General features: G+C 60.9%; 17 protein-coding genes. 7 read left to right on the forward strand and 10 right to left on the reverse strand.

All coding sequences use genetic code 11. From position 1 onward, the window contains the following. Window positions 1-24: 24 nt before the first annotated feature. Window positions 25-3375, reverse strand: coding sequence for an AAA family ATPase (locus ACYQ8E_RS09595; protein WP_459860805.1), 3351 nt, complete (start codon window positions 3373-3375; stop codon window positions 25-27). Further along, window positions 3305-4315 carry an SPFH domain-containing protein gene (locus tag ACYQ8E_RS09600; RefSeq protein ID WP_459860807.1) on the reverse strand — a complete coding sequence of 337 codons (1011 nt, stop codon included), beginning with the start codon at window positions 4313-4315 and terminating at the stop codon, window positions 3305-3307. The genes ACYQ8E_RS09595 and ACYQ8E_RS09600 overlap by 71 nt, the downstream gene beginning before the upstream one ends. Window positions 4316-4552: 237 nt before the next feature. Here ACYQ8E_RS09600 and ACYQ8E_RS09605 point away from each other — a divergent pair, with 237 nt between their 5' ends. Next, complete coding sequence (locus ACYQ8E_RS09605; RefSeq protein WP_066728646.1) at window positions 4553-5683, forward strand: DUF362 domain-containing protein; 1131 nt, start codon at window positions 4553-4555, stop codon at window positions 5681-5683. A 146-nt stretch (window positions 5684-5829) separates the two neighbouring features. Here the strand turns inward: ACYQ8E_RS09605 and ACYQ8E_RS09610 are convergent, their stop codons facing one another. The 6 genes from ACYQ8E_RS09610 to ACYQ8E_RS09635 are packed head-to-tail and all read right to left on the reverse strand — an operon-like array spanning window position 5830 to window position 12807. Then, window positions 5830-6282, reverse strand: coding sequence for a pilus assembly FimT family protein (locus ACYQ8E_RS09610; RefSeq protein WP_066728648.1), 453 nt, complete (start codon window positions 6280-6282; stop codon window positions 5830-5832). A gap of 3 nt (window positions 6283-6285) precedes the next feature. Further along, on the reverse strand, window positions 6286-7227 hold the full coding sequence (locus ACYQ8E_RS09615) for an Ig domain-containing protein (RefSeq protein ID WP_066728649.1): 942 nt from the start codon (window positions 7225-7227) through the stop codon (window positions 6286-6288). A gap of 7 nt (window positions 7228-7234) precedes the next feature. Next, window positions 7235-10927: a pilus assembly protein gene (locus ACYQ8E_RS09620; RefSeq protein WP_459860810.1), complete on the reverse strand. Its 3693-nt coding sequence runs from the start codon at window positions 10925-10927 to the stop codon at window positions 7235-7237. Between the two features lie 3 nt (window positions 10928-10930). Next, window positions 10931-11437 (reverse strand): pilus assembly PilX family protein, encoded by a 507-nt coding sequence (locus ACYQ8E_RS09625; RefSeq protein WP_066728652.1) that lies wholly within the window; start codon window positions 11435-11437, stop codon window positions 10931-10933. A gap of 26 nt (window positions 11438-11463) precedes the next feature. Continuing rightward, entirely contained in the window at window positions 11464-12441 is a 978-nt protein-coding gene (locus ACYQ8E_RS09630) for a PilW family protein (protein WP_066728653.1), read from the reverse strand. Then, on the reverse strand, window positions 12442-12807 hold the full coding sequence (locus ACYQ8E_RS09635) for a hypothetical protein (RefSeq protein ID WP_231875427.1): 366 nt from the start codon (window positions 12805-12807) through the stop codon (window positions 12442-12444). Between ACYQ8E_RS09635 and ACYQ8E_RS09640 the strand changes: the two genes are divergently transcribed. From ACYQ8E_RS09640 to ACYQ8E_RS09650, 3 genes are all read left to right on the forward strand, one after another. Further along, a complete protein-coding gene (locus ACYQ8E_RS09640; RefSeq protein ID WP_231875435.1) occupies window positions 12724-13077 on the forward strand; it encodes a hypothetical protein in 354 nt (117 codons plus the stop codon). The genes ACYQ8E_RS09635 and ACYQ8E_RS09640 overlap by 84 nt on opposite strands. 427 nt (window positions 13078-13504) lie before the next feature. Continuing rightward, window positions 13505-13900 (forward strand): hypothetical protein, encoded by a 396-nt coding sequence (locus ACYQ8E_RS09645; protein WP_459860812.1) that lies wholly within the window; start codon window positions 13505-13507, stop codon window positions 13898-13900. Between the two features lie 404 nt (window positions 13901-14304). Beyond that, window positions 14305-14931 (forward strand): LysE family translocator, encoded by a 627-nt coding sequence (locus ACYQ8E_RS09650; RefSeq protein ID WP_066728658.1) that lies wholly within the window; start codon window positions 14305-14307, stop codon window positions 14929-14931. Window positions 14932-15044: 113 nt separating this feature from the next. On the opposite strand, the gene ACYQ8E_RS09655 is transcribed toward ACYQ8E_RS09650, so the two are convergent. Together ACYQ8E_RS09655 and tnpA are read right to left on the reverse strand one after the other, a co-directional pair. Further along, the gene (locus tag ACYQ8E_RS09655) at window positions 15045-17222 is read right to left on the reverse strand and encodes a methyl-accepting chemotaxis protein (RefSeq protein ID WP_066728660.1); all 2178 of its coding nucleotides are present in this window, start codon (window positions 17220-17222) and stop codon (window positions 15045-15047) included. A 96-nt stretch (window positions 17223-17318) separates the two neighbouring features. Continuing rightward, the gene (gene tnpA, locus ACYQ8E_RS09660) at window positions 17319-17774 is read right to left on the reverse strand and encodes an IS200/IS605 family transposase (protein WP_082820217.1); all 456 of its coding nucleotides are present in this window, start codon (window positions 17772-17774) and stop codon (window positions 17319-17321) included. A gap of 335 nt (window positions 17775-18109) precedes the next feature. Between tnpA and ACYQ8E_RS09665 the strand changes: the two genes are divergently transcribed. From ACYQ8E_RS09665 to ACYQ8E_RS09675, 3 genes are all read left to right on the forward strand, one after another. Next, on the forward strand, window positions 18110-19342 hold the full coding sequence (locus ACYQ8E_RS09665) for a hypothetical protein (RefSeq protein WP_066728662.1): 1233 nt from the start codon (window positions 18110-18112) through the stop codon (window positions 19340-19342). 72 nt (window positions 19343-19414) lie between these two features. After that, complete coding sequence (locus ACYQ8E_RS09670; RefSeq protein ID WP_066728663.1) at window positions 19415-19774, forward strand: cytochrome C; 360 nt, start codon at window positions 19415-19417, stop codon at window positions 19772-19774. Window positions 19775-19938: 164 nt separating this feature from the next. Then, complete coding sequence (locus ACYQ8E_RS09675; protein WP_082820391.1) at window positions 19939-20577, forward strand: transglutaminase-like domain-containing protein; 639 nt, start codon at window positions 19939-19941, stop codon at window positions 20575-20577. The last annotated feature ends 41 nt before the right edge of the window (window positions 20578-20618 follow it).

Consider the following 20618-nt stretch of genomic DNA (forward strand, 5'->3'; position numbering starts at 1 on the left):
TCCTGCCAGCCGCGGCGGTTCGAACTAGCGCCCGGCCCCCTCGACCATTTCGGCTCCCTCCACGACCGCTGCCGGGGCGAAGATCTCGGCGTGGCTCCGGTAGTGTCCCTCCCCCGTCTCGACGTGCCGACGCAAGGCTTGCAGCCGCTCCCGAATCACCCCCTCAGCCCGGCGCCGCAGCTCCTGCTCCATCGCCGCCAGCGCCTCGCGCTGCCGGGGCCCGCCATCTTCGGGGGCCAGGCCAAGGTCGGCTTCACGCCGCCGCTGCAGATAGACCTGCAGCTGCCGGTTATATTCGGCGCCGAAGAAAAAGACCTCGGCGACCAGCGCCGAGAAGCTGCGCACCCCGCGGATATCCCTCCCTTCGAGGCGGTAAGCCTCGAGAACCTCGGGCTCCAGGTCATGGTAGTTCTGCAGCGGCATGAACATGCGGGGGAGGTACTGGAGGACCTTCTCGGTCTTCTTGCGATGGCCGCCGATAATCACCGAGGCGCCGACCTCGCCGGCCTGGGCCCCCTTGATCCAGGGCGCGCCGGTGATGCCGAAATCGTTGAGGACCGGCAGATGGAGAAGGACCGAGAGGGTGTTGATCGCCAGGGCAAAGCCGGCCGAGGGGCCGCCGACACTGTAGGAGGCGGAGAGCAGCTGGTGGTGCAGGGAGTAGCCCTCGAGATACTCCCCGAGCAGCCGGGAAACATTGAAGCCCGGGCAGAGGGACTGCAGGTAATTCTCCACCAGGGTCATCGCTTCCTGGGCGCTCTGCCGGGTCATCTGCACCGCCAGGTCGAGTTCGGCCGTGCCCGGGGCGGCCGAGGAGACCGCTCCGGTGACGACGATCTTGTCCTGGAAGATGCGATAGACCAGCGACGAGGCGATCGGCAGCAGCACCCCGCTGGTGTCGTTGGCGCCGACCCCGACCACGAAGCCGACCTGCGGCTCGCGGGAAAGTTCGGTCTCGAGAAATTCGTCGAGCTGCTGCTTCCCCTTGCGGGTCGGGCTGGCAGCGAGCTGCTGGCGTGCGCTGGCGAGATGCCAGTGGCTGACCGGATAGATCCCGGCATCATGAATCAGCCGCAACCGGGCGGCAACCGCGTCGAGACAGTCGAGGAGGTGATCTTCGCCGTGGCGGGCCTGAAAGGCCAGCTCCGGATCGCCGCCGGCCCCTTCAAGAAGGCCGACCAGGGTCTTGTAGTTGAAGCGCACAAAACGCGCCCGTTCTTCAATGCTGCCGGCGACCGCCTCCATCAGTTTGCCGAGCACCTCGACCTCCGTCGAGCGCAGCGCCCGGACTTTTTCGGCAAAGGCGGTGAAATCGGCCGGCGTCTCACACAGGCCGCGGGCGGCGCGAACAATCTCTTCGTGACCGAGCCCCTCGGCCAGGGGGAGCTGGCCAAGCTCCTTGCGAATGATCCGCAGCGCATCCTCGTCGCGCATATGACCGGTCACGGTGAGGACCTTGAGGCGCTTGGAACGAATCAGCGCCGGGTCGAGGATGTCGAGGCGATTGGTGGTCAGGACCGTGAAGACCCGGGAGAGGGGAGACTCGCCGTCGATGATGGAGAGGAACTTGTTGGTCACCTTGTCGTAGGGGCTTCCCCCCTGGGGACTGCGCCGCGGTGCGACGGCGTCCCCCTCGTCGAAAAAGACCATCGACGGTGAAATCATCTTGGCGATGTCATAGACCCGCTCAAGGTTCTCCACCATCCCCTCAAGAGGATGGACTGGGTCGGCGAGGTCGCCGAGGTTGACGCCGAGATCCTGCACCTCGTGGTTGTCGCCAAGCCAGGCGCGCACCATGTAGGTCTTCCCCGAGCCTGGCGGCCCGGTCAGGACCACCCCCTTCTCCTCGCTGACATTGTAGTAAAGGGCGTTGTTGGCCATCTCCGAGAACTCGTTCTTGATCACCCCGATGTACTCCTCCCAGCGCACGCCGCGGTCCATGTGGCCGACGACCTTATTGTAGAGGGAGCCGTGGACGTTGCGGGCAACCGCCTTGAGGGCGTCGCGCACCAAAAACTGGTCGTCGAGGTCGAGGGGATCGAAGCGGCCGCGCAACGCGATCAGCGAATCGATCAGGCGCCGGGTATAGGCGGGGGTAAAACGCAGGCTGCGCTCACGGAAGATCGGGTAGAGCCGGCGCACCGTCTCGTCAAGGACCGCTTCGGCCAGAAGCTGGGCGTGGTTGGCGGCAGTGGGGTTGAAGGTGAAGTTCTTGCGCCGCAACTCCATGCGCACCACCTCGCGCAGGTTCTCCGGCTTGGCCCAGAGTTCGCCGATATCGATCACCAGGCCACGCTCGACAAAGCGGCGATAGATCGCCGGGTCGAACTGTTCGGGCTGGTCGGTGGTGGCGATCAGCAGGCAGTCACGGCGCCCGAGGGCGATCTCGTCAAGGATGATGTTCATGGCGTCGACCAGGGAGGCCTGCTGTCCCTTGACGCTGCTCAGCTGGTCCGGGCGGCCGCAGGCCGAGTGCGCCTCCTCCAGATGGCGAATGCTGGTCTGGCGCGGGTCCCCCATCGCCTTGCGCAGGTAATTGCCGGGCTCGCCGGCCCAGGCGGTCTGGTAGTCGTTGGGAGTGACCATGGCATAATCGACCCATACCCCCTCTTCCTCAAGGGAGGAGAGGGCCCGGCCGAGCCGTTCGCGAAAGAGATAGCGGATCACCGGTAACCGCGACCAGAAGCGCAACCGCTCCGCCTTGCGCCGCCGTTCGAGGCGCACCGCCAGTTCCGGGTCAACATCTTCGAGGCTGCGCCAGAAGGGCTGTTCGGCCATTACCTCATCCTTCTTCGCCTCCAGGTCGATGCGCGGACGCACCTCGCGGGCGAAGATCGCCTCCTCGATCGCCTGCTTGACGGTGGCGCTCTTGCCGCTGCCGCTGTGGCCGATCACCAGTACCAGGGGCGCCCGGGGCACGGTCGGATCCTCGGTATATTCCTTGAGGACGTGGGCATGGTAAAGCTTGCGAAAAATATCGTGAAAAGTGGGGGGAACGAAGGAGTCGGCCGTCTTGCGCTCGAGCAGGAAAATCAGGTACTGGTAATCGTGCCAGTCGAGCTCTTTTTCGAGGATTTTGTTCCAGGCCGCGCCGGCCGACTGGGAACCGGAGACCTCGAAGCGGCGCCGCCAGTCGGAGAGCTGCTCCGGATCGCGCAGGATCTGAAAGCTGCGCTCGCCCGGACGGCGCAAGCGCCGCCACCAGGCGCGCAGAAAATCGACCGGGGTGCGGCTCGGCTGGTACTGGTGCAGGCGCCGCAGCACGAAGAGCCGGGTTTCAAAGCTCCAGCCGGCGACCAGGCTGTCAATTTGCCGGATTCGCCCCTCGGAGAGGCGGACGTAAACCGGACTGCGGGTTTTGCGCATTGGAGCCATGGGTGGCCGCCTCATCCTTTCGGTCGCTGCCTGCGGGGGCCGGCAGCACCACGGGAAGGCTGCCGCCGGCGTTGTTGAGGACGAAGGTGTTCTGCCCCTGCTGGTTCTTCTCGTAGGCTGCTGCCCACTTCTGCTGGTTAAGAAATTCGAAGAGCGCCCGTTCGCTCCCGGGGCCCAGGCCTACGGTGCTACGGAAATCGCGGATAGCATCGCTGTAGGCGGCATAGAGCTTGCGGGTTCGGCTCGCCTCCTGGTCAGCAGCGTAATTCTCCGCCTCGGCGATCAATTCCCGGCGTTTCTTCTCCTCACTCGCCTCGGCGAGCTTGTCGGAAAAGCGGGTATCGCGCAGCACGAAGGAGACGACCTCGATCCCGTACTTCGCTTCCAGGGTCGGGCCGCCAAGGTTGATCGGCCGGTTCTTGAGGTCGGCAAAGATCTGCTCCTTGATGCGCTCGCGCTCGGAGACCAGTTCATCGACACTGCTGGCCTGCATGACATCCTTGACCAGACCATCGAAATCGTTCTGCAGCAACGATTGCGGCGCCTTGTTCTCGATCCCCCAGCGCTCCAGGTCGAGGATGCGGAAGGTGAGCATGGCACTGGTCCAGAGGGCCACGTTCTGCTGCGACATGATGCGCTGCGGTTCCGGTGAACTGCCGAGGTAGAGTTCCTGGTTCATCAACGGCACCTCGAGCTCGAGGCGGGTAAAGAAGGGGAGCCGCGCATGCCAGCCGACCGTTGAGACCACCCGCCGTTGGCCACCGAGATCTTCGAGGATCACGGCGTAATTGTAACGAACCTTGTAGATCGTCTTGGTGGCATAGACCAGGGCCGTGAGGTAGTAGAGGCCGGACAGCACCAGCAGCAGGAGGAGCCCCCGCTTGACCAGCCGCTTCAACCGCGCCCGTTGGAGCAGGGCAAACCGCACTTCAGGCTCCATGGCAATCCTCCCCGGGGCACACCCCGGCACTTCATAACGTTTTTTTAACGACTCCGAAAACTTCTTCGGAAGAATCTCTTCTCCTGAAAAGACTAGCAAAGAAACTGTGTTTTACAAAATTGTTTTCTCCCTCCCGGCCTTCATCCGGCCATCATCCGGCCATTGCCCTGTTCCTGCCCCTGTGTTATCTTCCCAACGAATCCTGCCCAGCCATTAAATCCCGCCCCGGAGTTCCCGATGCCGATTCCTGTCTACTTCGCCGACATCCGCGCCGGCAATCGCGAAAATCTCTTTGCCAAGCTCTCCCGTCTGCTCGATGACGCTGGCCTCTATGGTGTGATCAGGCGCGGTGACCTCGTCGCCCTCAAGGTCCATTTCGGCGAGAAGGGAGGTCATGCCTATATCCGGCCGACCTTCCTGCGCCGCATCGCCGATCGGGTCAAACAGCTTGGGGGCAAACCCTTCCTCACCGATTCCTGCACCCTCTACCCCGGGGAACGCAAGGAGGCGGTCTCGGCCCTCGGTTGCGGCATCGAGAACGGCTTTGCCTATGCGGTGGTCGGCGCGCCGCTGGTGATGTGCGACGGCCTGCGCGGTCACGACGCGCGCCGCGTTCCGGTTCCCGGCGAGATCCTGCAGACGGTCGACATCGCCACCGGCATCCTTGAGGCCGACGCCCTGATCGCCGTCTCTCACTTCAAGTGCCATGAGCTGACCGGCTTCGGCGGCGCTCTCAAGAACCTCGGCATGGGCTGCTCGAGCCGGGAAGGGAAACTCGAACAGCACTCCAACGTCGCCCCCCGGGTCGCCGAAAAATTCTGCACCGCCTGCGCCGCCTGCTTCAAGGCCTGCGTCCACGAGGCGATTGCCATGATCGAGGGGAAAGCGCAGATCGACCCCGAGCGCTGCGTCGGCTGCGGGCGCTGCATCACCGTCTGCGCCGAGAAGGCGATCCAGATCCAGTGGAACGAGGAGGCGGCGCTGGTGATGAAAAAGATGGCGGAATACGCCACCGGCGCACTCCACGGCAAGGCCGGCAAGACCCTCTTTGTCAACTTCGTCACCCAGGTCTCGCCGGCCTGCGACTGCTATGGCCACTCGGATGCGCCGATCGTCGCCGACCAGGGGATCCTGGTCAGCACCGACCCGGTCGCCCTCGACCAGGCCTGTGCCGATCTCGTCAACGCCGCCCCGGGGCTCCCCGGCACCGCGCTGGCCAGCGGCAGCGAGCCGGGCGGCGACAAATTCCGCGGCGTCCACCCGGCGATCGACTGGGAGATCCAGCTGGCCCATGCCGAGAAGCTCGGTCTTGGCAGCCGCAGTTACCAGCTGCATCGGCTGGAACCGAAAAGTCCGAAGGGGTGGTAGAGCGAACTTCCTTCGCTGGTCTGACTCATTGAAAACGAAACACCCACCTGGGAAAAGCAAGTCCCGGGTGGGTGTTTCGTTTTTTCATGGAAAAAAACCGGAGCTTCCCGGGTCATCCCGGAACGCAAAAACTTCCGGCCACTCTTTTACTCGGGCGAATTTCCAGGATAAACCACGATTCTGCCGGTCGTTTTCGACACCAGTTTTACCTTGTACCTGGTGGTTCCCGACCGGTCGATGATGCAGACCTTGCCCGCGTCGGCGTCATTTCCATTCGGGCTCCAGGTGACGGAACCGTCGGGGGAGAAGGTCACCGCCAGGGTTGAAGTCACGTCACAGTTGGCTCCAGTTTTGAGAACCACGCCGTTGCTCAATGCTCCCATGGCCAGGGATTCGGTAGTGGTACTGCTGTTCCCTATGGCTCTGTCCCTGGCAATGCGTAGCTGGGTGACCACGTCGTTGCTCGCCTCACGGTAGGCAGCGTTGTCGAGCCAGGTCTTGACTGACGGGTAGGATAAGCCAGCCAGGACCGCCATGATCAATATGGCGACCGTCAGTTCCAGAAAGGAAAACCCATTTGTGTCGTTGAGATCCATCATGAATTATTCCTGGAGGGCAATGTCAAGGCGGAACTCCTGAATCGCCTCCAGCCCATCCCCATCGCGTACACCGATTTTGACCAGATTTTCTCCGCCCTGATCTCGAGCGATGGGCCATTGAACCAGGCCGCTCTTCTGATCGATGGTCATTCCAGCCGGACCGGTTACCAGGAAATAGTTCAGGGGGTCCCCGTCACCATCCTCTGCCCGGGCCGGGTAGGAGTAGAGCGCTGCCCGAAACGACTCCGGGGGCGTGCTGGTGAAGACGGGTGGGGCGTTTCCCACGACGATCTCACCAGTCAGGTAGGGTTGCCCCTCCCCCTCGCTATCCACGGGGAGGACCTCGACGGCTATTCGGTCCCCCTTATGAAACTGGTCGCCGGGAAGAGTATCTCCTGCTGGAAAGAAATTTTCTTCGCCGTTGACCAGCCAGCGGTACTCGAAGGTGACGGCATCGCCATCAAGGTCCACCGCTTCCGGCCGGGCAACGATGGCGACCCCTCGGTAGACCCGGGAAGGGCCATAATTCACCTCGAGGATTTCCGGCGGCGAGTTTCCGATAAGCACCTCGCTACTGGCCTTTTGGCCATTGGCCCGGACCATAACTGAAACCTGATCCCCCGCATGGAAAAGGTCATTGGACAACAGCGCCCCGGCATTCCCCTCGATCTCCTGGCCATTGATCTCCCAGCGGAAGGAAAGTGCCCCGGCGGCGCCGGAGACAACTGCGCGTAGATCATTTTTTTTGGTCGCTTCCGCTGGCAGAAGGCTGACCTGGAGCTCCGCCTTGTCCTGGGCTGCCCGGGGAGCCCCCGGTTCCACCTGCTCCTGGGCGGCTTTTTGCGGTCGGTCCTGCGGCACTGGTGGCGCCTGGCGCTCACAGCCAACCTGGAGGGCGACAAGGACCAGGCTCCCGATCAGGAGGGAATGAGGCAGGGTTCGCATCAGCCGGTTACCATTGGGTCCAGAAAACCGGAAAGACGGTTCCGTCCCCGGGCAGGGAGATCACCGGGAAGGAGATGTTGGCGGCAATGATCGCCGAAACGCTGCCGTCGGCGCCGATCACGAACACCATCCCCGAGGGGATGCCGCCGCCCAGGCTGACTTCGCGGTCGGCCCGCCTGAGGATATAGGGGGTCCCCTCCTCGTCCTTGCCCTGGGACCGCTTGTTGTCTGCGGTGGCCTGATCCTCGCCGAAGGCATCGGTCCCGGTCCCTGTGACGAAGTTCAGGACTGCTTCGCCGGTTTCCGCATCGAGAGCATAGAGCCTGGAAAATCCGAGGTTGCCCGGATCACAGGGATTGTTTGCCGCATCGATGTTGGCCAGGGAGTCGGGCTGGTAAGTGGAATAAAATGCCACCTTGTTGAAGATGCTGACCGGTGCCAAAGCCTTTTCGCCGGCATTGACATCCAATCGGATATACCAGCCTTTGGCGGCAGCCAGGGCGTCCCGCTCGGCCTGGATCTGCGCGGGAGTCAGATCCTGCTGGAGCTTGTTTTCCGTGGCATCGTACAGGTCGTCTTCGGTGATGGTGCCCGATACGCTGTCGATGTCCTTGACGGCGTACAACCGGTCGATCACCGCGCCGTCGGGGCCGGGATTCAGGTAATTCATCGGATGGGCACGGTCGCCCGAGCCGAAGTAGAGGATGACTGCGCCGTTGTGTACGGTCATATCAGGTTTGTAAAAGATCTTTCGACCCTCCGTTTGGAAGGAGGTGCCGTTTGAATCGACATCGTTGCCGGGATTGGCGGAGAAGACCTTTTTCGCGCTCCAGTTGGCCACGTCGAAAGAACCGACGTTGAATCGCCACAGATTGCCGCCGAGATCGCCTACGTAGAGCCGGTCGTTGAGACCATCAGCATTGAAATCCATGGCTGCGATATCCGAGGCAATGGAGTAGGTCATGGCAGGGGAGGTACGAACCCCGTTACTGTAGTTGTCGCTCGCCCCGTAAACATATCCCCAGACAAGGTTCCCCGTGCCGCTGAAGTCCGGCTTCAGGGTGGTTGCGCCCACTGCCGTCGGAACCAGGTCGGCTACCTGGATGGCATAAATTCCCCGCCCGCGCGGGTGCTGTGGAGCCGCGCCATCATCGCTTTTGGCGATGATGAAACTGTCCGGCGCCCCCGATGGGAGCGGGACTTCCGTGGCACCGCTGGGATAGGTCTGGGTGTTGCCAAAACGGAGGTCCTCCACCGTGTCGTACCCGGCGCCGACGAAGGCCACGATTTTGCGCTGACTGCCGACTTGTACCCGCGCCAGGCGGGGCTGTGCCCAAGTTTCGGCCATCTCGCCGAAATTCGCGCTCAGATTGGAGATCTTGCCGATATATTTGGGCGCCGCCGGGTTGCTTACGTCGAGGGCGTAGAAGCCGCCACGGAAGCCGGCCTCCGAGAGGGATTGCAGCCCGCCGCCACGGCGGAGGCCGAAAATCAGGATGGCGAAATCGCCGTCCGCGGGGACGACCTGACCGTCATTGTTGGCATCGTGGATGTAGACGGACGGGGTGCCGTCGACGAAGTAACTGTGGGCGGTATCCCTGAGGTTCTTCAGCCGTGGCAGGAGGTCCGGGGGGATGAACGCCCATTCCTCACCCCCGTCGGCATCCCGGAAACAGTGGAGCATACCGTCGTTGGCCCCCTGGAAGATAAAGGTCTTGTTGATGGCCGGATCACTCTCGTTGGCCTCAGTCAGGACATAACGCTTGTAATTCACCACCAGGGGCTTGGAGTGGAGGATGTCGCCGAGCAGCCATTCCCGCTTCTCCGTGTCGCCGTTGCCGCCGTCGTTGTAACCGTCGTATCCCTGCAGGTACTTGATGAGCTTGCTACGTTCGGTGGCGTCGGCGACATCGAGCATGGCGCTGGTCAGGTTCGCGTTGCCCAGCGCGACAAGGTTTTCCGTATCGGTCATATTCATCTTGGCGGCATTACCGGTCCAGGTCCAGATCTTGCGCGGGGCGGTGGCCAGGTTTCGGGCCATGAGCTGTCCGCCAACCCCGCCCCGCTGAACGTCGCCGGAATCGCCGGTGACCGTATATTGATTGTTGTTATCGCTCCAGAAGGAAGTGGCACCGGCGTTGAAGGTGCCGTCATTGTTGGTGGCCAGGTCCACGCCGTTGGCACTGACTATTTCGAGATCGCTGTTGATACCGAATTTTTTCAGGTTGCCGTACCAGGGCTTCTGGGAGATGGGCTTGAAAAAGCCGATATAGATTCTTTTGCCGCTGTAGGTACGGTTTTCCGGGCTGGCCGGAACGACCGGCGCGACAAAGGCGGTCTCCGCTTCCCGAACGATATTGTTCATCAGGTTCAACAGGGCGTCGGTCAGCTCTTCGGTGTTGTTGGCCAGGAAGTAGTCGCCCCGGCCGTGGCTGCCATCGGTGGTCTGGTCGAGTTCCTGGACGTAGGAGGTCATCAGCTGGATGACGCTGGTCTGGACCCGCTGGTAACCCTCGGTCTTATCGGCTCCGTGGACGTCGGGGAGCATGTCAGTTTCATAGAGGAGCTTGGCGGCATCGTCCACCCGGCCGGCCAGGCCGTTGCCGTCCTGGTCGCCGACGGCACCTTCGGCCTGCGGGCTGGCGGTGGAGCTGCCGGTGGTCAGCACCAGAACATAGTTCTTCTGGCAGGCGTAGTCGATGGGGGCGGGGGCCGAAAAAACCGCGGCGCCGGAGGCCAGCTTCTGGGTGCTGTCGTTGTTCCCCTGGTAGTAATGAAGCATGTCGTACAACGCCTCGTTCATCGGCATGGAGGTATTGCTGGAGATGAAGCCGAGGTTGTTGATGACGGTGGTCAGGGCATCGAAGTTGGCGATGCCCGTCGGGTTGGGGACCATGGTGCCGGTGCCGGGATCAAACATCACGGGGGACACATCCTTGACCTCGGCCCGCACGTACCCCCCGGCGTTGTTCGGTCCGACGGTGGCGATACCGATCTTGATGTCCTGGGCGAGGGCGCCCGCCGCCTGCTTGAGGACCGCCTTGACCACCTCCATGAGGGTGGCGGTGATTTCCCAGCCGACCCCATTGTCGGTGACGGTACCGCCGGCGGCGGTCGGCCAGGTCGGTTCGGTCAGGCCTGACGTGCCGGTATTGGTACAGCGGTAGGTGTTGGTGTTGCTGGCATCGGTGGGGCGGACCACATCGCCGACCGCATAGGCTGTACTGGGCTGCCAGGTGGCCGTCGGCGCCGGCACTGCCTGGGTCTTGTTGAGTAGGTTACCCAGGTAGTAGTTGCCGATATCGCTGCTCTTGCTGGAGCAGTCCCCGGAGGTCTTTTTCAGGCCCTTGTTGTAGAAGCCATATTCCAGCAGCGCGGTCTTGGCCTCGGCGCAGACTCCGGCGGCGTTGACGTCGGCGACGTAGGCCTGGTAGTTGCCGGCGTTCAGTTGGCTGTAGATCATATTGGTGGCATAGGTGCCTGGATAGACGGTGTTTTTATCGTAGGGATCGGTTCCGCCGCCCTGGCTCATGTTCTTGCTGGTGTCGACCAGAATCATGACGTTGGGCTTGAGCTTGACCGAGGTGCCGCTGTAAATCGAAGTGTCCCCGATATAGCGGTCCGGCAGGCCGGCATGGGCGATGCCGGCCCAAACCAGGGCCAGCAACAGAATTCCCCGAGACATCATCCCGAACTTCATTAATTAGCCTCCCGAGGTCGTGATCAGCTGACCTTCGTCGTCTTTCTGGAAAATCCGGATCTGCTGGGTCTCCACACGGGCCTTCGAGCGGCCTCCGGGTCCCCGGGTCTGCACCGAAATGTTGTAAAAATTTCCGCCGAACTTCTCCTGGCTGTAGCTCTGCGCCAGAAAGTCGGGCAGCTCGCCGACGCCGAGATTGCGCAGCACGTTGGTTGCAGAGGTGTCCAGCCCGGAATTGTCGATAGTAATGCTCGCGGCATAGGGGTTCAGGTTTGTCGCGCTGGCCGTGGCGCCGACGATGGCCGGGTTGGCGAGAGCGTATTCCACCGCCCGTTCAGCCGCCGAAAAAGCGCGCTGGGAGGTTTTGAAGTTGCTGGTGATGGTCAATTCACTGTGGGAGGTATTGAGCGCCAGGATGCCGAGCAGGCTCAGAATGCCCAGCATCACCAGAACCAGGATCAGGGCAAATCCTTGTTCGCCCTTGAGATTCTCCGCCGGATAGGGGTGCATGTTGTCCTCCCTGGGTCCCAGGATGATCAGTTGCGAAACTTGACAAGGGTCGTGAGGCTGCGGATTTTGACCCCGGAAAAGGTGTCCTTTCCAGTCTTGGTAGCGTCGGTACTCCCGGTCAGGACGATCCTCACCCCGACGATGTCGCCGATGGCGGAGGGATCTGTGACCGTCGCGACTTCCGAACCGTCCTCGAGGAGGTAGCTGAAGGTGAGGGCAGTGATATTGGCCGCGATTTCGATCGACCCTTCATTGCTGGAGCTTCGCAGAAGCACCTTCATGGCCGGGTCGGCGCTGTCCGTATCATCGACCAGGGTGTAAGTGACCTGCTGCACCAGATTCGGTACCGGAGCGGGTGCGTCGTATCCGGGTTTTGCCGGCGCCACCGCCACCCCGGTGGAGATATCGTTGGTGTCGTCGAGGGCGGCGTCGGTGTAAGGGAGAATGATGTCCCCCGCTGAAAACCCCGTTCCCGCCGGGATCCCCGTGAGGGTCAGGCTTGGGTTGGTGGGGTCTGGATCCACGTTGGTCACCTTGAAAAATGCCACCACCGGTTGGGTCGCAGTATTGGGTCGCACGATCCGTGCCCAACGGGTCGCCACGTCGTTGCCCGGACCGACGAAGAAACTGGCCATCCCGGGCTGCGCGAGGGTGAATATGTAGGTCTGGCCGGAGGCGTCTCCGGGATCTACCGTCGGCGCCGCAGCGAGACTGCCGATGGCGCCGCTGAGCGAGGCCGTACGAAAACTGAAGGTGTCGGCGCTCGCGAGCACGACCTTGGAGGTGGTGACCGGCACCAAAAACCCGGTCAGGCGGATGTCCCGGCTCATCCGGTTGATGGCGTAACGCAGGTTTTGCTGGACCTCCCCGACCTCTTCGGTAGTATAGGCGGTACGCTGAGTGTTGCCATACAGGCCGTAGACAGCCATGACAACAAGTCCCATCATCGCTACCACGATGAGGAGTTCGATCAGCGAAAATCCCTTTTGGCCTCTACTGGTCATCTAGTTGACAGTTTTCTTGTATTCGGTCAAGGTCGCAACTCCTTCGGGCCCCTGGACATTGACGGTGATGGTGGCCATGTTGGCAAGGGGGGAATTGGCAATCACGGTGTAGCTGGCGGAGAGGTTGCTGGATCCCGTTTCGCTGTAGGTGGTCGAGCCGTCGGAAAACACCCAGGTCTGGTTGGAGGAACTGCTCTTCAAGCGCGCGTCGTCCGATTTCCAGGCGAGGATCTGCTCCATGACGCCCTGGGCCATGGAGGCCTCCTGGGACAGTCGATTGGCTTGGGCGTTGCCCTGAATAGCGGTTATCTGCATGGATGCCAGGGCCAGCAGGCCGATGGAAAAAATGGTCAGGGCGACCAGCAACTCAACGAGGGTAAAGCCTTGGTTTCCCCTGTAATTGTCCAAAACAACCTTCATGGATCACCCGCCGAAAAAGCCCTGATAATGGAACGCAAAAACCGGAATGGCTCCCAGGTGGTTAAAATTTATAGCAAGGGTCGTTCCAAAAATGCGACTGTCCGTTCTTTCCCTGCACAATTGGAAAAATCACCGGCATTTCACGATGCCCTTCCGAAAAAAGGGAGAGCCATCGCCGGCGTCCGGGGCACAACTCTCCTAGATTCAAGGATATAACAACGGGCCGCCTTTTCAATCTTGTTACCCGGGCCTAGCGGAATTATGTTGGGTTTTTTTAATATTTTTACTGTTTCCTGCCCTTGGGGGGGGGGGGGGGGGGGGGTACTCCGGCCAGCCTTTCAAGGTTCGGCAGCGCTGGCCAAGCGGCTCAGGATCAGCGGAGAAGGCTGAGGAATTCCATCGCGGAACGAGAGGCAATTCCCGGGCCTTCATAACTGGCACAGGTCCCTGAACCGTCGCCAAATTTTCTGCCCCGCAAATTCGCAAGGCTCCCGAGACAGTAATGGGCACGCTTCCTGAATAAATCCCCATGACCGGTAATGCCTGAAGGTTGGATTTTGCTATTGTGTTGGGCCGGGGTGCTTAAGGCGGCCGGGAAGACCTGCCGCGCCGACCGGACATGGAAAATGCTGAGGAGATAGCCATGAGTCGAATCCTGCTGCTGATCGTGGTAGCCACCCTGTGCCAAGGTCTTTTTTCCATGGCCTTTGCCATGTCCGACGAGGAAATGACCAACAAGATCATTGGCGAATGGTATGCCGAGGACGAAAATGGCAGTACCGTCTACCTCTTCAACAAGGACGGCAGCTGGACCGAAAATGGCGTCTATTATTTCAAGGACGGGCCGAAAGAGGTCTCCCTGGAAGGGAAATGGTATATCGAAAAGAGCCACTTTTACCATTCGGTCGTCAAATGCAACCTCCCCGCGAAAATCAAGGAGGGAAAGTTTGACAAGATCAAGATTAAATACGTTTCCGACAATGAATTCTTCATGTTGCTGGCTCCGGGCAATCTGGCTCCGCACTTCACAAAAAAATAGACCAGCCGGTCCCACCGCTCAATCTACCAGCCTATCCGGGCAATCCCGGTACCCCCATCCTCGCTGACAAAAATGGGCTTTTTGCTGCCATTAATTGTCATTCCTCCCTTCGGGTGACCATCTCGCACCGGTACCGGCAAATCTGGTGGAAGCGATGCTGGCACATCTGCCAGCATCGCCCTACAGAAGATGTTGGGGTTGAGAAAGAGCAATATCTGGCAAAACGAAGTAGCGTTACCCACACGATCTGAAACAGAGCCATTTTCCCCCTTTTATCCCGGCCGCCGCTACACCCTGGAGAAGCTGACAACTACCAACCGCCACGGCTGCAACCTGTTCGTCTTCAGAAGGCGCCCTGACCCGACCTAGCCCCCAAACCCACCGTACCAGAGGGTTTCACTATCATGCCTGCCACTGAGGTCCTCGCCACTTTTTTTGCCGCGGCCCTGCTGCTGGCGCTCGTTCCCGGGCCCGACAATCTCTTCGTCCTCACCCAGGCGGCGCTGGGCGGCCGCGGGGCAGGGTTCGCCATCACCCTCGGCCTCTGTACCGGCCTGATCGGCCATACCCTGGCGGTGGTCTGCGGCGTCGCTGCCCTTGTCCAGGCCTCAGCCGCCGCCTTCACCACCCTCAAGCTGCTGGGCGTCGGCTACCTGCTCTATCTCTCCTGGCAGGCCTGGCGCGCCCCCGACGCCGCGGCAGAAACCGGCAGCAGGCCGCTCCCCGGACCAAGACACCTCTACCGCCGGGGCATCCTGATGAATCTTACCAACCCCAAGGTTTCCCTCTTCTTCCTCGCCTTTCTCCCCCAGTTCGCCGATCCGGCCCGCGGACCGCTGGCGCCCCAGCTGCTCCTTCTCGGCGCCCTCTTCATCCTCGCCACCCTGCTCGTCTTCGGCGCCATTGCCCTGCTGGCCGCGACCCTTGCCGCCCGCCTTGCCGACACCCCCAGACTCCAGCGCTGGCTCCATCGCGCGGCCGGTGGCATCTTCCTGGCGCTGGCGCTGCAGCTGGCACGCAGCAAGTCCTGAAACAGCAACATTATAGGACCCATGGGACTTATCGTTCCCAGGAATAGGCACAAACAACAACCGCCCCCCGAAAAGCCGGGGGGCGGTTGTTGTCGGTCGTTTGCCTCTTTTCTTTATTCGAGGACCTTGAACTCCACGACTTCCTGTTCGAGGGTGGAGATCTGCAGGGAAAGGTTGCCAAGGGTGTCTCCCATGACCTTGGCCGAGCTCAGGTTGTGGCGCGTGGACTCCTGGATGTTGGCCAGGGCCTCGACAATCTGCTCGCCCCCCTCGGCCTGTTCGCTGCAGCGTTCGCGGATCTTCTCGATCATTGCTCCGATCTCTTCGCTAAGGCGAGAGATCAGGCCGCCATCGGCGTTCTGTTTTTTGGTGGCATCGCGGACCATGACGGTGAGTTCGGCCATCTTCTCTACCTCGCTCATGATCTGTTCGCTGGCGCGGGCCTGCTGGTGGGTGGAGACGGCGATCTGGCTGACCATGTCGGCAACCTTTTCCATTGTCTCGCGAATAAGCAGGCTCCCCCGGGCCTGTTCCCGGGTGGCCCGGGCGATGCCGCCGATCCTGGTCGCCGCCTGGTCGACGCCGCCGACGATCTCACGCAAGGCCTCACCCGATTTCTGCGACAGGACCTCCCCTTCGGCGACCTTGATTTCGGCCCCCCGGATCGCCTCCACCGCCCGCCGCGTCTCGTCCTGCACCCGGCTGATCAGCTGGTCGATCTCCCGGGTCGATTCACTGGTCCTCTCGGCCAGCTTGCGGATTTCGTCGGCAACCACGGCGAATCCCCGGCCATGCTCGCCCGACTGGGCGGCAATGATCGAGGCATTGAGGGAGAGGAGCCGGGTCTCTTCGGTGACATCATTGATAACCGAGAGGATCATCCCGATGTCGTCCGCGCTCTGCGACAGGACGTTGATCGACTCGGCAGCCGAGCGCGAAGATTGGCGAATCTCCTGGATGCCGCGGATCGTCGCCTGGACCGCCTGCTGGCCCGATTCGGCATCTTCGTGGACCCGGGCGGAAATCTCCGCCGTCTGCTGGGCATTCTGCTCGACCTCCTGGATCGAGGAGTCCATCTCGGCGATCGACGAAGCGGTGCTGACCGAAGCGCTGCGCAGATCGTTGGCATTCTGCTCGATCTGGCGGATCGTGGCGTCCATTTCGCCAATCGCCGAACTGACCTGGGTCACCGAGCCGGCAAGCGCTTCGGTGTTGAGCGCTACCCCCTGGATGCTCTTGGCCATGTTGAGAATCGAACTGGAGGTCTCGGCCGAGGAACTCGAAAGATTTTCCACGGCAGCGCTGATCCCCTGTTGGGACGCGTTGATGCGCAGGATCGCTGCCGAGGTCTCGTCGATCCCATGCTGCTGCACCTCGGCGGTGGCGATGACGTCGCGCGAGACGAGCTGGATGCTGGTAGCGATGCGGCCGAGTTCGCCGGTCGACTTCTTGACCTTTCCCATCATCGTCGAGAGCTTTTCCAGCATCTGGTTGAAATCGTCGCCGAGCCGGCCCAGTTCATCCGCCGCCTCGACCTTCACCAGGGCGGTCAAATCCCCCTCGGCACCCAGCTTCAAGGACTTCATCAGCAGGTTGACCCGACCGACAATGGTCTGGGTCGCAAAGAGGCCGAGGAGAATGGCGAGCAGAATGGCGCCCCCGATGACCGAGAGGAAGGTGATATTGGAGCGTTTCTGGATGGCGCTGGCAGCGAGTTCGTTCTTGGCGGCGAGGCTGCCGACCTCGACCAGCAGGTCATCGACGCTGACGCTTGCCCGGTCCACCACCTGCGGCAATTCTTCCCGAAGCAGCCGGGAGAGCTTACCGTCGTCGGTTGTCGTTCCGGCCATCAGGCCTTCCTGAACCGAAAGTATCTGCAGCGCGACCTGATCGAAGTCGTGAAAGACATCGACCACCTTGATGATCCGCTGCTCCAGCAAGCTGCCGGGCTCTGCGGGCGGGATGTGCAACTTCGGCTGCCCCTTGCGCAGCATAGTGCAATAGCTATCGAAACTGTCCCGCTTCAGTTCATAGTCGATCTTGCTGTTTTCAAAGTCATCGGCATTGTTCCGGGTCATCGCCGCTTCGAGCAGGTTGACCCGCCCTCCCTGGAGGGTGACCTTCATCAGCACGGCAAGTTTTTCCTGGGCGGCACTGCTCTTCTGCAACGCCAGCAGGTCGCCAATCCGGGCCTGGCTCCAGAGCCCGAAGGAGCCGGTTACCGCCACGATCAGCGCCATCAGCAGGAAGAGCAGAACCAGCTTGTATTTCAGCTGCAGATTTCGAAACATGACGCACCCCTCTGCCCCTACCTGCTCCCGACGAAGATAGGCCGAAAAAGCCTGCCACCCTGCCCGGAGCCGATGAATGAACTACCCCGCAGCAAGCTACGGGGTATCAAAAAGCGTTAACTGCTCGCGGTGCAATTGCTGATACTCTTTTTCTCGGCCTTGATTTCTAACATAGGTCGCAATGGTTTTCTCATTACCCTTTTGGCCTACAGTGTTCACAAAATAGCCCTTTGTCCAAAATTCGCCACCCCATAGTTGCTTTTTAACCGATGGGACTCGTTTGAATATTTCTCTGGCCGTAATGCTTTTGATGACTCGTGCAATCTGCGTTGGGCTGTACATTGGAACCGACTGCACCAAAAAGTGAACATGGTCTTTGTCGGTCCCAATTTCTACGAACTGAATCTCGTATCTTTTGGCGATCTCAAGGCAGACCTCTTTGAGACAGCCATCAACCTCTGGGGTGAAAACAACCCGGCGGTATTTTGCTGGGCAAACAAGATGGTATAACAGCACAGAAACATTATGACTTTTGTGTACATATTCGCTCATGTCGCCAATATTTCATATTGGCGATAGCGAAGCAAGCTTCGGGGAATTGGACCCCCCTGAGATTAAATGGGCCTACTTATACATAAAAACCACGTGGTGTCCAGTCATTTTGCGGAGCAGCAGCCCCCCGTCCGGTGCAACCACGGAGGTGAAATCGGCTCCGGATTAAAACAATTCCGCAAGCCAGCTACACTCCCGAAAAATAGTCGATATTGGCGCAGGACCTGCATTCCTTGCCCGACTGCAATCTTTGCACCACGACTGCTGGCACAATCGGCCCGGACCCGGGTTACCGCCAGAACTGCTCTTTTCTCGAAGCTGCAGGAGGCTCTCCCATGACAGCACGTTTTTCCCTCTCCCTGCTCGTCCTTGGCCTGTTGGCCCCGGTCCTGCTGGCGACTCAGGCGCTGGCGATCCCCGCCTTCTCGCGCCAGTACAAGACCGAGTGCACGACCTGCCACACCATCTTTCCGGAACGCAACGAGTTCGGCGACGCGTTTGAAAAGAACAGCTTCGTCTGGCCAAAGGAACTCCCCGCGACCGCACCGCCAGAGCAGGCGCCGACACCGGCCGCCGATTCGCCCCTGGTGCATCTCGCCAAGGGAGCTGACGCCCTCTTCAACAGCGGTCTCCCCGATCCCTTGCCGCTCTCGATCATGGCGACCTACCGGATGATCTACAACGAGGACAAGCAGCCGAACTTCGATCTGGACGGCGGTACCGGCATGGAACTCTTCGCCGGCGGCAACTTCCACAATCAGGTCGGATTCTGGGGAGAGTACGGCTTCGGCAGCTCCAGCATCGGCGACCTCTCGGTCCAGTTCCGTCATTTTTACGGCACGCCGCTCAACATCAAGTTCGGCAAGTTCAAGCCGAAGCTGAGCCTCTGGAAGTCCAACGACCGGTCTTCTCTGAGCGGCTTCGGCCACAACTCCATGCGCGTCGGCGACAATCCTTTCCGTCTCTCCGGCCGCCAGTCCGCCGTCGAACTCAACGCGGTGCTCGGTTCGCGCCTCTTCGCGGCAGCCGGCGTCACCAATGGTTCCGAGACCAACAAGGCAGAGAACAAGAAGAACTATTACGCCCACCTCTCCGCCCGAATTGGCGGTACCGACTTTCTCGGCCAGGAGCCCGAGGTCGATCTCGACCAGGATAGCGTCTGGGACTTTCTGACTCTCACCTTCGGCACCTTCGGCTATCTCGGCTCCTCCGACTTCGGCGCCAACGATTTCTACCGTCTCGGCCTGGAGGGGGAGCTCCTTTACCAGCGGCTCAAGATTCGCCTCCATGGTACCTTCGGCGAGGACGATGACCCGAGCGGGACCGGCGGCTCGGTCAAGTTCCACTTCTATCTCGGCCAGGCCCAGTACCTGATCGGATCGGATCTCATCCCGGCCTTCCGCTACGAGTACCAGGATATCGAGGGGACCGACATCACGCAGAGGTTCATCCCGAGCATCAGCTACGCCTACCTGCAGAACCTGCGCATGGTCCTCGAGTACGTCCATACGGAAGCTCCTACTGGTACCAGCAAGGCCGGGACCTTCCAGGTTGCGCTCTCTTTCTGAACCGGACCGGCAACGAAATGTCCGTCCGGCACCGATTTCCGGGGCGGGACTTAATCAAACGAGGTGTTCCCAATGAAAAAAGTCGTCCTGTTGCTCTGCGCCGTGCTGTTGCTGGCGACCAGCGTCGAGGCAAAGCTCGTGGTCCTCGGCAAGGGGGATGCCACCCAGTTCGATGTCTCGAGCTTCCCGCCCAGGATGCAGGAGGCCTACAAGCTGATGGCAGTTAAATGCATCAAATGCCACTCCCAGGAGCGAACCGCCATCGCCCTGCAAACAGGTGTTGCGCCCATCACCGGCGGCCTTTTCGACCGCAATGCGACCCGGGCTTACGGCATCAAGATGCTGCGCAAACCCGATTCGGACATGACCAAGGATGACGTCAAGGTGGTAATCGAACTCCTTAACTTCATGCTCGACGAAGCGAATCGCTGACCGGGCGTTTCCTGCAAAGGCAAGCCGATGCGGCCCCCATCCCGGTTTCGGGGTCGGGGCCGCGCTCATTTCGGCCGATTCCGAATCAGTTCCGCCAGATTAAAATTTGGTTTTGTTAATTTTTTCATTTTCATGTTCTGGCGATCAGTGTTACTACTGACGGCATGAAAAACATCCTCCTGCTACCAGCGGCAATAACCTTGGCGCTCCTCGCCGGCTTCCTCCTTGGCCAGTTCGATATCCTGCCCACCGAGGATCATCTCGCCAGCAGTGCCATAGTGCCACCGACCTTCCACGATATGCGGGTCAATCCGGCCAGCGACTACGTCGACCTGATCGACCCCGAGGACCCGGAGATTCGCCGACTCGCCCTCGGTCTTCCTTCCTTCGAAGCGGCCTACAACTTCGTCCAGAACGAAATCCGCTTCGCCCCTTTCGTCCCGCCCGGTCCGGTGAGCGCCACGCTCCAATATGGCGTCGGCAGCTGCCTCGGCAAGGCTGCCCTGCTCGCCAGTCTTTATCGGGCGATGGGGATGCCGCAGGAAGACCTGCGCCTGGTGATGGGGATCGTTATCACCCCGCAGGGGGAATCGGACCACGTCTGGATCGACCTCGAAAACAAGGGGCGCTGTCTGCAGCAGGACCCCTCGGGCATGCTCGGCCGTTTCGCCTTTGACGCCTTCCCCGGCACCGCCTACGTCGACAACTATGTCATGAAAGAGAGCTTCGCTTTCAATGACGGCGGCTTTGCCCTGGTCTCCCAGCTTAACCGCTTTCGCAACCGGCCGGTGCCGGGACAATAGCTCCAGGTCTCAGGGATATCACCCAATAAAAAACCCCGCCG

This window comes from Desulfuromonas carbonis (assembly GCF_054658035.1).